This window comes from Algoriphagus taiwanensis, from assembly GCF_036245645.1.
GTDB lineage: Bacteria > Bacteroidota > Bacteroidia > Cytophagales > Cyclobacteriaceae > Algoriphagus > Algoriphagus taiwanensis.
The window spans coordinates 163919-176664 of the sequence record NZ_BTPE01000003.1; the positions used below are offsets into that span (position 1 = coordinate 163919).

12 protein-coding genes are annotated in these 12746 nt (G+C 44.2%); 6 read left to right on the forward strand and 6 right to left on the reverse strand.

Annotated elements, in window-relative coordinates:
• The first annotated feature begins 86 nt into the window (after window positions 1-86).
• From AAA938_RS04995 to AAA938_RS05005, 3 genes are read left to right on the forward strand one after another with little or no spacing between them, the layout of a single operon-like run.
• Window positions 87-938 (forward strand): hydroxymethylglutaryl-CoA lyase, encoded by an 852-nt coding sequence (locus AAA938_RS04995; protein ID WP_338227542.1) that lies wholly within the window; start codon window positions 87-89, stop codon window positions 936-938.
• Window positions 939-941: 3 nt separating this feature from the next.
• Window positions 942-1493, forward strand: a complete 552-nt coding sequence (locus AAA938_RS05000) for a PepSY domain-containing protein (RefSeq protein ID WP_338227543.1) — start codon at window positions 942-944, stop codon at window positions 1491-1493.
• Window positions 1494-1533: 40 nt separating this feature from the next.
• Entirely contained in the window at window positions 1534-2136 is a 603-nt protein-coding gene (locus tag AAA938_RS05005; RefSeq protein WP_338227544.1) for a Uma2 family endonuclease, read from the forward strand.
• A 13-nt stretch (window positions 2137-2149) separates the two neighbouring features.
• Here the strand turns inward: AAA938_RS05005 and dprA are convergent, their stop codons facing one another.
• From dprA to AAA938_RS05030, 5 genes are all read right to left on the reverse strand, one after another.
• Window positions 2150-3277 (reverse strand): DNA-processing protein DprA, encoded by a 1128-nt coding sequence (dprA, locus tag AAA938_RS05010; protein WP_338227545.1) that lies wholly within the window; start codon window positions 3275-3277, stop codon window positions 2150-2152.
• On the reverse strand, window positions 3249-3602 hold the full coding sequence (locus AAA938_RS05015) for a MerR family transcriptional regulator (RefSeq protein ID WP_338227546.1): 354 nt from the start codon (window positions 3600-3602) through the stop codon (window positions 3249-3251). Before AAA938_RS05015 ends, dprA begins: the two co-directional genes overlap by 29 nt.
• Window positions 3603-3717: 115 nt before the next feature.
• Complete coding sequence (locus AAA938_RS05020) at window positions 3718-4422, reverse strand: 16S rRNA (uracil(1498)-N(3))-methyltransferase (protein WP_338227547.1); 705 nt, start codon at window positions 4420-4422, stop codon at window positions 3718-3720.
• A 78-nt stretch (window positions 4423-4500) separates the two neighbouring features.
• Window positions 4501-6291, reverse strand: a complete 1791-nt coding sequence (locus AAA938_RS05025; protein ID WP_338227548.1) for a DEAD/DEAH box helicase — start codon at window positions 6289-6291, stop codon at window positions 4501-4503.
• Window positions 6292-6723: 432 nt separating this feature from the next.
• Window positions 6724-7938 (reverse strand): serine hydrolase domain-containing protein, encoded by a 1215-nt coding sequence (locus AAA938_RS05030; protein ID WP_338227549.1) that lies wholly within the window; start codon window positions 7936-7938, stop codon window positions 6724-6726.
• Between the two features lie 179 nt (window positions 7939-8117).
• Here AAA938_RS05030 and AAA938_RS05035 point away from each other — a divergent pair, with 179 nt between their 5' ends.
• Window positions 8118-9365: an NAD(P)/FAD-dependent oxidoreductase gene (locus tag AAA938_RS05035; RefSeq protein WP_338227550.1), complete on the forward strand. Its 1248-nt coding sequence runs from the start codon at window positions 8118-8120 to the stop codon at window positions 9363-9365.
• On the opposite strand, the gene AAA938_RS05040 is transcribed toward AAA938_RS05035, so the two are convergent.
• On the reverse strand, window positions 9362-10297 hold the full coding sequence (locus tag AAA938_RS05040; RefSeq protein ID WP_338227551.1) for a ThuA domain-containing protein: 936 nt from the start codon (window positions 10295-10297) through the stop codon (window positions 9362-9364). The genes AAA938_RS05035 and AAA938_RS05040 overlap by 4 nt on opposite strands.
• 82 nt (window positions 10298-10379) lie before the next feature.
• Here AAA938_RS05040 and AAA938_RS05045 point away from each other — a divergent pair, with 82 nt between their 5' ends.
• Window positions 10380-11348 carry a DUF6807 domain-containing protein gene (locus AAA938_RS05045; protein WP_338227552.1) on the forward strand — a complete coding sequence of 323 codons (969 nt, stop codon included), beginning with the start codon at window positions 10380-10382 and terminating at the stop codon, window positions 11346-11348.
• A gap of 25 nt (window positions 11349-11373) precedes the next feature.
• Window positions 11374-12744, forward strand: coding sequence for a Gfo/Idh/MocA family protein (locus AAA938_RS05050; protein ID WP_338227553.1), 1371 nt, complete (start codon window positions 11374-11376; stop codon window positions 12742-12744).
• Window positions 12745-12746: the final 2 nt, after the last annotated feature.

Below are 12746 nucleotides of genomic sequence, written 5' to 3' on the forward strand. Positions count from 1 at the left end.
CGAAGGTTTCTTTTTTTTTCGATAGCTACCACTGACCATTCCTCCAATATTTAAGCTCAATTTCTTTGTTCTGCCTATCTTCGGGCATGATTAAACTAATCGAATGTCCCCGGGATGCCATGCAGGGGATTCCTGATTTTATAGATACCGCTATTAAAGCCGCCTATATCAACCAATTGCTTGAAGTAGGCTTTGATACCATCGATTTTGGGAGTTTTGTCAGTCCCAAAGCTATTCCACAGATGCGGGACACGGCTGAAGTGCTGGAAATGCTGGATTTGCACAAAGCAAAATCCAAGCTTTTGGCAATCGTGGCCAATGTACGAGGGGCAGAAGATGCCCTTAGGTTTTCAGAAATTGATTTTCTGGGATTTCCCTTATCTGTTTCGGAAACTTTCCAGCAGAGAAATACCAATGCCAGTATCGCAGATGCGCTAAAGACAGTCGAAGCCATTCAAAACCTTTGCGCAGCCAAAGGGAAAAAGCAGGTCGTCTACCTCAGCATGGGCTTTGGCAATCCTTATGGCGATCCGTATTCCCTGGAATTGATCGCGGAATTTGTCGAAAAGTTGACACAGCTTCAGATAGAGACGGTATCTCTATCCGACACAATCGGAGTAGCCACTCCAGCTCTTATTACCCAGCTTTTTGAGGTGCAAACTCAGGCTTTTCCACACATAGAATTTGGTGCACACCTTCACAGCAGGCCTGAATTGGTTGGAGAAAAAGTAAGAGCTGGGCTCGAAGGTGGCTGCAAGCGATTTGACGGAGCCTTGATGGGATTTGGCGGTTGTCCTATGGCAAAGGATAATTTGGTGGGAAATATGGCCACTGAACTTATGATTCCTGCCCTTGAGCAGGAAGGCTTTGATTTGGGACTCAATAAATCAGAACTTCAAGAGGCTATGAAACTGGCCAAATTTGTATTCAACCCTTGATTCATGTCTGATTCTGTCATCCAATCCAAAGTCAAAGCGCTACGCTGGTATCGCCGTATTCACAAGTGGGTAGGCATTCCTTTACTTTTATTTTTTCTCTTGATTGGGATTACTTCCATTTTATTGGCTTGGAAAAAGAAGGCAGAGCTTCTTCCTCCCACCTTGAGTACCAAAGTGGAGCAGGGCGCTTGGATTTTGCCTTCGGAAATGGTGAAAATCGGGGAGGAGGAAATGAAAAAGCTGGGAAAGGATCCTGAAGTAGACCGAATCGATATCCGCCCGGACAAGGGAACCGCAAAAGTCACTTTCAAAACTCACTTCACGGAAGTTCAAGTGGATGGGTTTTCTGGGGAGGTATTGTCCATTGGAACCCGTCATTCGGATTGGATCGAAAAAGTACATGACGGAAGTATTATTGATTACTACACGACTGGGGATGAAGGTGCCAAGTTGACTTATTCCACACTGATTTCCATAGGATTGATATTTTTGGCGATCAGCGGGTTTTACATGTGGTATTTTCCAAAAGTGGTGAGAAAGTTGAAAGGGAGTTAAGAGCCTTTTTCTTTTCAATTGAAATTCCTTAAATTTTAGTGTGGAAGACGAGAAGCTACATACTATCAACGAGCCTGATCTTGAATATGGTCACTATTCTTATGCAGATTATCTGAGGTGGAAAATTGACGATATGATGGAATTGATCCGGGGCAAAGCCTATAAATGGGCTGCTGCAGCTCCTGGTATGAGTCATCAAAAGGTCTCTGTCAGACTAACCCATCTGCTCCACGAGCATCTTAAAAGTAAACCTTGCCAGGTTTTCCATGCTCCATTTGATGTCAGACTTCCGGTCAAATCCAAAAAAAATAAGGAAATCGACACTGTATTGCAGCCTGATCTTTGTGTGATTTGTGATGAAAGCAAACTGGATGAAGCGGGTTGTATGGGAGCTCCTGATTTGGTGGTCGAAATACTTTCACCGGGAAATAATCGAAAAGAACTTAAACTGAAATATGAAGTTTATGAGGAATCTGGGGTAAAAGAATATTGGATTATTCAGCCGACTGAGCAGACTCTTTTGATATATACCCTAATAAATGGCAAGTATCAGCCTTCTCATCTCTACACTTCAGGAGACGAAGTTGAATCCAAATGCATCGATGGATTTAGGCTTAATCTGTCCGAGATTTTTGAAGGATAGTGCTATAGGAAAATCAAACCAATAGCTTAAACTTCTTCCCCGGAAGCGATTTCACGATCCCCTCAAATTCAAGAGAAAGTAACTTCGAAGACAGAATTCCTAAAGGAATTTCTGTGGAATAGGAAATCATGTCTATTTCAGATTCTCCTTTTTCCTGAAGATGAGTCAATATCTTCTTTTCTTCATCATCCCGTTCACTTAAGTCCAAATTCGGCTTTTTGACTTTTTCCTCCCCCGGCTTACTCCAAAAAAGAGCCTCAGCAATATCTCCCGGTCCGGTGTAAATGCTTGCTTTCATTTTCTTGATCAGATGATTGCATCCTTCGGAAAAGGTAGATTGGAGGTTGCCCGGTACAGCAAAAACTTCCTTATCATAACTGTACGCAATTTCAGCGGTAATAAGGGCTCCACCTTTTTCGGCTGCCTCGACAACAATCAATGCGTCGGAAAGGCCGGCAATAATTCGGTTTCGGGCAGGAAAATTACCCGGTATCATCTTGCTCCCCGGAGCATATTCACTGAGCAAATTGCCTGTTTCCTGAAGTTGGAGGGCTGTATTTTTATGCGCTGCAGGATAGATTTGATTGAGTGGACTTCCCATGATTGCAACAGTAGGAAGTCCAATTTGCAGTGCTGCCCGATGAGCTTCAATGTCAATTCCATAGGCCAGACCAGAAATGATAACCGGCTGATAGGGAAGGAGATCCTCTACGATCTTTCGAGTGATGGATTTACCATAGGTAGTTGCACTTCTTGTGCCGACTATACCTATGCTTCTTTCAAAATTCAAGGTACCTTTTCCTTGGGAAAAGAGGATCACCGGACTATCTTCTATTGGCTTTAATCTTTGGGGAAAATCAGGGGAAGTTGAGATCAGAATATCGTATCCCTTTTTGGAGCAGGAAGAAATGACCTCATCGGCATTTCTCAACAACTGTTCGGCCTGTTTTTGTAGGTCCAGCAACTTTTCGCCGACTCTCGGTATTTTGGAAGCTTTTCCCTTGGCAAGTTGAAAAAAGGACTGGGGAGAGCCGCTGTAAGCTAAAATGGCCTTGAAGACGGTGGGACCGATTTTTGGTGCCAAAGCCAAGGCTAGGTGATATCTCAGATTCTCATGATCCTTTTCTGGATTGGAGTTCATGCTTCATATTGATTAAAAAGTCTCGTATTTCCTGAAGCTTCTGAACAGCCGCAACCTTGTCAAATCCCTGATCCCTTCCTGAAGCAATGACTTCCTGCGCACCTTGTAGCGTATACCCTTTTTCTTTGACCAAATGATAGACATAGCGGATCTTTTGGATATCATCCTTGGTGTATCTTCTATTGCCTTTTTTGTCTTTCTTGGGCCGAATGATGTCAAATTCCCCTTCCCAATAACGAATAAGGGATGGAGCCACTTTGAATTGATCCGCCACTTCTCCTATGGAATAATATTTCTTTTCGATTTCTCGCTCTTTGTATGGCACGTCAGTGAAAATTTTAACTTAAACTATCTCAAAAGTTCTTGAATACTCTAAAGTAAGAAAATCCCTGTTAACTTCAAGTTTGACTTCAAGTGCTCAAGGGAAAAAACGTTCGCTTTTAGCGATTTAGTACTTGGAGCATTTGGACTGCTGCCAATCCTGCTGTTTCGGTTCTAAGCCGGCTTTTGCCCAAAGAGACTGGCTTAAACCCAAACGAAAGGGCTTCCTTAATCTCAATGGGATCAAAATCTCCCTCCGGACCGATCAAAATCAAATATTTTTCACCCGGCTTGGCCAAGTCTAGCAGGTGATTGCTGTGGTTTTCGTCCACGTACGCGATGAATTTATGATACCTCTCCAATTCAGGAGAAGATAGAAAAGAAGATAATTTGATCGTGGGGTGCAGCTCAGGAATACGAAGCTTCAGACTTTGTTTACAGGCCGAGATGATTTTCTTTTCCAGTCGATCGGTTTTGAGGTGGGTTCTTTCCGAGTTTTTGCATTCGAGCAATGTCAATTCATGAAAGCCGATTTCGGTGATTTTCTCCACCATCCATTCCATACGGTCAGGACTTTTGGTAGGGGCTATGGCCAAGTGAATCAGAAAATCGTCCTTTTCAGCTTCAGTTTTTCCGGTGATTTGAATGCTTGCCTTTTTGGGATGGGATTCCAAAATAATCCCTTGGTAAAGATTCCCCTTGCCATCCGTGAGATTCAACTGATCCCCTTTTTGTTTTCGCAGCACTCTGATTAGGTGCTTGGATTCCTCTTCGTTGAGGTAGGTGATGGGTTCCGTTATTGTTTCCTGGAAAAAGAGCTGCATGGACGTTTACTTTCTGGATACAAAAAAAGCACATTCTCTCAGAGAATGTGCTTTAAACCAAATTAACCTATAACCTTATTAACCTTTTGAGATTTCCATGTTTACTGTTTTCCCTTTGATGGTGTTGTTCTTCATGACTCGGATTACGTGATCCGCATCTTTCTGAGGTACATCCACAAAAGAGAAATTGTCAAATATGTCGATGCCGCCAATGCTTTTTCCTGGCACTCCAGTTTCACCGGCAATCGCACCTACGATATCGTTTGGACGGATTCTGTCTTTTTTACCTAAGTTCAAAAACAATCGGGCCATGTTTGCATCCCGGGTTCTTTCTGCTCCTCCGCCAAATCTTCCGCCTTCTTTTCTATCACTGAATCGGCTTCCTCTTTCAAATCGGTCTCCACCGCTTCTAGGGCCTCTTTCAAATCGATCTCCTCGACCAAATCGGTCTCTGCCGCCTTCTCTACGATCACTGAATCGACCTTCTCTGCCACCTTCGCGACGATCGTCTCTTCTTCTGTCTCCGTAGGAAGTCTCGATTCCGAAATCTTGGTCTTTCAATTCCTTCACGGCATCTCCCATGACCATCTTCATTAGGCCTAGAGAAACTTGCTCAGGAGTAAGTCCTTCTGCCAACATCTGACCCAAAGTGGATTCGAAGATTTGATTGTCTTCTTCCTTGCTCAGTACTCTGTACACATCCTTCACCAATTGGGCTTTCTTCAATTCTACCAATTCAGAAACAGAAGGAGGAGTCATCTTAGTGATCGTAGCCTTAGTATAGCGCTCCAAATCTCTAAGCTTCATGAACTCACGACGACCCGTGATAAATGTGATTGCAGTTCCGGATTTGCCGGCACGACCGGTTCTACCGATTCGGTGTACGTAGTATTCTTCGTCTAGTGGAATGTCAAAGTTGAATACCGCTTCCACGTTGTCTACATCGATTCCTCTTGCAGCTACGTCTGTTGCGACCAATACAGTGCAAAGTCCTTTTCTGAACTTGCTCATTACCTTGTCACGCTGAGCCTGAGAAAGATCTCCATGAAGTGCTTCGGCTACGATTCCTCTGCTTCCCAAAGCTTCAGTGACCTCATCAGTCATTCTCTTGGTGTTACAGAAGACCACGCTGAGTGCGTAATTGTTGATGTTCATCAATCGAGCCATCAATTCCATCTTCAAGGAAGGCTTCACTTCGTAGTAAACCTGCTCGATTTTGGAGACGGTCAACTCGTTTTTAGCGACTTTGATGATTTCAGGCTCGGTCTGATATTTTCTGGTCAAGTCCATGATTGGCTTGGCCATAGTGGCTGAGAAGAAGACGGTTTGTCTTTCCTCCGGCATCTCCTGAAGGATAGCTTCGATGTCGTCTCTGAAGCCCATATCCAGCATTTCATCAGCCTCATCCAAAACGATGATTCCGGCATCTTCCAGTCTCAAAGTTCCTCGGTTGATATGATCCTGAACTCGGCCCGGAGTACCTACCACGATCTGAACGCCTTTCTTCAAAGTGCGAATCTGCTTGTCGATAGATTCACCTCCGTAGATGGCCACAGATGAAATTTTCTTGTGGTACTTAGCTAGCTTTTGGATTTCTCCTTCTACCTGTACCGCAAGTTCGCGGGTAGGGCAAAGGATAATGGCCTGAGGCTTGTTGAAATCCGGATCGACCAAGTCGATGATTGGAATTGCAAAAGCCGCAGTTTTTCCTGTTCCGGTCTGCGCTTGTCCGATGACATCGCGACCTTCCAAAACGAACGGAATAGCTTGTGATTGAATGGGGGAAGGTTGGGTATAACCCATTTCTTCCACTGCCCGCAAGATTTCTTCTGAAATCCCCAGGTCTGAGAATTTGATTGTGTTTTCCATGAATGTTGTCCTTACTTTTCTTGCCATGTTTCCTAAATCCCAGACAAGCGACAGTAAGGATTCACGGCTCAGAAAAATGCTCTGTCAAAATTGACGATGCAAAAGTAGACAAAGATTTTTTGGAAACCAAGTCAGATTCTAAAGTTTTTAGAAGATTCTTTAAAAATATGGAAGAAAAAGCGATAATTATTTGGAGAGTTTGTTCTAAACAGCCCTTTTCCCATAAATACTCTTTGGCCTATTTCAGAATAAAATTTTGCAAAAACTCTTCTTTTTATCTCAGTTTTTTGAATTCAAAGGATTGAAGGAGGGCAAGGATTCTCTTTCTTGCCCCAAATCACTCCATTCTCTTACGGAAGGTTCCCGATCATCCACTTCCTTTCTTTCCGCTTCTAATACATCGGAAATTGGTCATCCGTCATCAGACTCAACTCATTTTTTCAAACTCTCCAAAATCAACCGGACCAGTTCTGCTTTGTCTCCGTTTGGAATCCATCTTGCCACGACGACCAAGTCATTTTCCTGGTCCACATAGATCATATTGGTGCCAGCCCCGATGTGAAGGAAGGCAGATTTAGGTGCGGCAGGAACCTGCTTCTGATCATAATTCAGGAAATAATTCATAAATCCGTAGTCGGGCTGAGCTGGAGTAGGGGTACGTGATTTTTCTAACCATGAAGTAGAGATCAGCTGTTTTCCATTCCAGTTTCCATTTCTTAAAGTCAAATACCCAAATCTGGCTTGATCCCAGGCAGAGAGCATCATTCCGCCTCCCCAGTGGGAACCCCCACTGACGGATTGAATGATCTGCCCATCCAGGATGACAAAGGAGTTTTCGTATCCGGTCCATCTCCAGGTATCACTTGCTCCGATAGGATCCATGATTTTCTCTTTCAGCACAGCAGGAAGAGGTTTTCTCCAAACATTCAATAAAGCCAACGCAAGGACATTTACCCGGGTGTCATTGTATTCATATTGGCTTCCTGGTTCATTTTGAGCACGGGCTCTTTTTTGGGCAACTCCCTCAGAAGGGCGATCTGCCCAATCCGGTTTGCCCCAAAGACTGCCTTCCCAATCGGAAGTCTGTCTCAGTAGATCATCCCAACGGATTTTGCGATTATGCTCAGTGCCAAAAAGTTCAAAAACATCATCCTCCTCCAAATGGTCGGCTTTATTCATCATTGCTTTTACTGGGTCAAAAGGATAAATGGGAGCCATGTAAGGGTAGACCAAATCCATTTCGCTTTGGATCAAGCCTTCTTCTACTGCCAAGCCCGCCGTGGTAGAAAGGAAGCTTTTAGCCACGCTAAAGGTCAAATCCACTCGCTCCGGTTCGCCCCATTGTCCCACTACATAGCCTTTGTAAATGATCAATCCTGTGGCAGGACCTCGGGTTTTCATCGGTCCGACAGGGTAGCCAAAGGGCTCTCTTCCGAACGCACTTTCGTAATGGGCTATTTTCAAGTTGGGATTTGCAGTGCTTTCATGAGCTTCTGCAAATGCAATGGCTTCTTTGATTTTAGCGGCATTTAGCCCCAATTCTTCTGGGGATTTGGTTTCCCATTGGTTTTTCTCTGGAAAGTAAACTTGAGAAAAGACCGGGGAGATTAATCCAATCAAGGATAGGGTGAGGATCAGTTTTTTCATGCTTGGTGGTCTAGATTGCGATGTTAAGGATATCCTTTTTGAATTCAGAACCATTGATCAATTTCTTGGATTTTTCATGGATTTAAACCCTTTGCATGCTGAGAAGTTAAAAGAGCAAATCCTAATTGTTTTTCAATAGAAAGGAAGGTTTTATATTTTCGCCTCAAGAAACTTAACACATGGAAGATCAGAAAATTTACATCGTAGGTGCAGGAATTGCAGGGCTTATTGCAGCATTGGAGTTGGAAAAAGCCGGGTTTAGTCCTATCATTCTGGAATCTACTGCTGAAGTGGGAGGTAGGATGAAAACAGATGCACAGGATGGGTTTTTGATGGATCATGGTTTCCAAGTGTTGAATACGGCCTATCCTGAGGCGAAACGATATCTCGATTTCCAGGCATTGAATCTGAAGACTTTTGATCCGGGAGCGGTGATTTTTGACGGGAAAGACTCCTTCATAATCACGGACCCCATGCGGAATCCATTGAAGGTGGTCAGCATGGCTTTTTCCAAAGTGGGGACTTTTCTGGATAAAGTGAAAATGTTTACCCTCACCCAAGAGCTAAAAAAGAAATCCAATGAGGATATTTTTAATGCTCCTTCAGTTCCTACCCATCAATACCTGAAAAACTTCGGGTTTTCCGATCTGATTATTGACAACTTTTTCAAGCCTTTCTTCAGAGGAATCTTCCTCGAAAAGCACCTGAATACCTCTTCGCGAATGTTTGAGTTTGTCTTCAAAATGTTTGCTCTTGGCCATGCAGCGATTCCGGAGAAAGGAATGGGAGAAATCCCCAAAATGATCCGAAGACAGTTGAGCAAAACCCAGGTTTACTTCAACTCTCCGGTAAAAGAAATTCAGGGAAACCTCATTGAAATGGAAAATGGGGACAAACTCGAAGCAGACAGAATTATCATCGCTGTACAGCCTGATCGGGTGATGAAGCAGCTTCAGGGACAATTTGCTGCACCTAGAAAGGTCATCAATCTGTATTTTTCTCTGCAGAAATCATTCTTGGCCAGACCGATGATCGGATTGCTGACCGGTGATCGATTGGTAAATAATATTGTCTTTCTAGATGATGTGTCTAAAGCTTATTCCGAAAATGGACGCTCCCTGCTTTCCGTCACTGTTTTGGAAAACAAATTGGGTGAGAAAGAGCTGATCAAGGCTGTTCAGGATGAATTGGAAGAAATCTCCGGCATCAAGGGCGAGTATTTCAAATTTGTCAAAGCTTTCCCGATTTCCTATGCCTTGCCCCATGTGGATGACTTGAAATATTCGATTCCTTTTACTGAGTGCAAAATCACCGATCAAGTCTATTTGGCAGGTGACTATCTGCTCAATGCCTCTATCAATGCGGGAATGACTTCAGGCAGAATTGCTGCAGAAGCGGTAATTCATTCTTACACTCCAACTCATTAAGGATTGATTTTCCCAACAGGAGTTTCATCACACTTCACATCACCTGCCACGTATTGCATTCCATCCAGAATAAACTGGAGTAGCTGAGGGTTATCATAACTTTGAGCATTGTGAGAAGGGGAGGCGTACATGACTTTTCCTTTTCCCTCAGGTCTAATCCAAGCTACGTAAGTTTTTCCTTCTGTTTTCTCAGATCCTTTGCGCTGATTTTTGATTTCCGAATTGTTGAAATAAAGCAAGGGTGTGAAGTCACCTTCTTCGTAGGCGTTTTTGTAGAAATAGGGTTCGTCTACATGGTTGAATCCCTCAGGGGAAAAAGCTTGAACCAAGGGATGATTGGGGTTTTCCAACCGAACCTGAAAAGCTTGCTGTGGGGGATGATAGTCAAAGCTTCCTCCCAAAAGTCTACTGAATTCCATGGAGTTGTTGAGGATGGTGTTTCCCCCATGGAGAACCAGCAATCCTCCGCCTCCAGCTACGTACTTTCGGATATTTTCCTCCAGTTCCAGCGCTTTTTTCATGGTGGCAGCGGAATCACCATAAGATTGTATTTTCAACTCATCCCAAAAAAGATTGCGCTTATCAGGCTTTGAATTGGTATTGTTCAAAACGAGTACATCAAACTTTTTAAGATTTTTCAATTCCATGTATTCGATATCTCTGCTGCCGATTACCTCGAAAGCACCACTCCTTTCCCCGAGAATTTTAACTACCTCTTCGGTATGAGGTCTTACCCAGTGATTGAACCCGGTATGCAATGAAAAGACCAAAACCTTCTTCTTTTTGGTACCAGGAAAGCTGGGTTTTTCAGGAGCCAAATCACTGATTTTCTGCTTCCAATCCTCGTCCAAAGTGACTTCGGGAAGGCTCTGTGCAAAGGAAAACTGGAGCGAAAAAAAGAAAACGATTCCGTAGATAATGGCTCTGATCATGGGTTTATTGGATTAGTGGTTGGATGCTTTTTAGGAGATTTTAATAACTTCAAAATCACAAGCCCAATAACCTGAAATTTCTATGTCTTTCAAAAGAATTTTGACCTCTGCGTTCTTTTTTGCCCTTTTTTCTACGGGATCGTTTGCGCAGGAAGTCGAGCTAAAAGAGTCTGAAAAAGGGGTGGACTTTTACTTCGGTGGAAAGAAAGTCCTGACCTATCAGACAGTCAAGGAGCCTGTGCCTCAGGGAGTAAAAGAGGCCTTTAGCAAGTCGGGGTTTATTCATCCCATCAGCTCGCCCAGCGGTCAGGTACTCAGTCGCGTGCAGCCAAAAGATCACTACCACCACTATGGCATTTGGGGTCCATGGACACGGGCTACGATCCGTGGGAGAGAGGTGGATTTTTGGAATTTGGGGGATGAAAAGGGTAGGGTAGACTTTTCTCATATCCTTTCCAAAAAAGTAGCCGGTGGGGCTGCAGAGTTGAATGTGCGGCAAAATCATATCGATCTGAAGGCTCCCGAGTCTGAAAGATTGGCTATCGAGGAGGATTTGAGAATCAAATTGAAACCGGCTGACAAAGGCCGATATATGGTCGATTATACGACCACCATTTTCACCAAAATCCCCGGTGGAATCCTTTTGGATGATTATCGGTATGGAGGAGGAATTGGTTTCCGGGCCACCGAAGTTTGGGGAGATGACAACAGTACCATTTTGACTTCAGAGGGCCACGACCGCAAAACTGCTGATGGAACGGAAGCCAAGTGGATCATGGTCAAAGGAAAAACTGATTCTTCTGAAGGCCAAAGCGGGATTCTTTTTCTCAGTCACAATACCAACAAAGCCCATCCCGAACCTTTGCGGGTTTGGCCTGTCGGTCAATACAATGGAAAGGGAAATGTATTCATTGAGTTTTGTCCCATTCGACACGAATCCTGGGAACTCCAACCAGAAAAGCGCTACTCCCTGAAATACCGAATGATTGTATTTGACGGAGATCTTACTGCCGAAGAAGCCGAAGCCTATTGGAGGACATTTGTAAAATAAAACCAAGCAATAAATTACTATCGATATGGAAAGAAGAGATTTTATGAAAAAAACCGCTTTGGTAGGAGCTGCATTTGGCTTTCCCACCATCGTTCCGGCTTCAGTTTTTGGAAAAAATGCCCCAAGCAACAAAATCAATATCGGGCAGATCGGTTGCGGAAGAATCGCCCGGGATCATGATTTGCCAGGCACATGGAGACATGATGTAGCCCGAATCGTGGCCGTGTCAGACGTGGACAGTAAGCGAATGGCTGATGGGAAAAAGTTGGTCGAAGATTACTACACCAAAAAGCTGGGCGAAAAGTACATGGACGTGAAGCAGTATGGGGATTACCGGGAAATGCTGCTTAATAAAGACATCGATGCAGTAATCATTTCTACTCCGGACCATTGGCATTCTCAGCCTGCCATGGAAGCGGCTTTGGCAGGAAAACACATCTATGTCCAGAAGCCCACCTCTCTGACCATAAAAGAAGGTCGGCAATTGGTAGAAGTAGTCAATAAAACCGGGGTAGTGCTTCAGCTGGGTACACAACAGCGTTCCAGCGAGCAGTTTAGAATTGCGGCAGAACTGGTTAGAAATGGCCGAATCGGAAAACTTCACACCGTTCGGATCGGTCTTCCCGGAGATCCTGCCGGCCCGGATGCTCCGCCTATGCCAGTTCCCTCTAACTTGAATTTTGACATGTGGCTCGGCTCTACTCCAGAAATCCCTTATTCAGAAATTGGGGTGCATCCACAAAACGATTACAGCCGTCCGGGTTGGTTGAGGCATGAGAATTACGGAGCGGGCATGATTACCGGCTGGGGTCAGCATCATTTTGACTCAGCTGCATGGGGAATGGATACCGAACTGACTGGGCCGAGATACATTGAAGCCGTAGCGGAATTTCCCAGAGCTGGTTTTTGGAATGTGCATGGAGACTTTATGGTCAAGGCTGAATACGATAATGGCATCGTGATGCTGACTTCGGGAGGCTATCCCAATGGTATCCGATATGAAGGTACAGAAGGATGGATTTGGGTTTCCCGAGGTAATTATCAGGCTTCCTCTTCTGATCCCGTGGCCCAAAACAACAATGCCAAAGCACTGGATGCTTCTGATCCTAAAATTCTCACTTCTCAGATTGGGGAAAATGAAATTCGCCTTACCCGAAGTGATGAGCATCACGGCAACTGGCTGGATGCTATTCAGGGAAAAACCGAATTGCTTTCTCCTGTAGAGATTGGACATCGGGCTTGTTCAGTATGTTTGATTAGCCATATCGCGATGAAAATGGGAAGAAAATTAGCTTGGGATCCAGTGAAAGAGGAATTTATCAATGATCCGGAGGCCAACTCACATCTCAGCAGACCACAGCGAAGACCATGGGGTACGGATTATGTGAAAGTCTGAAG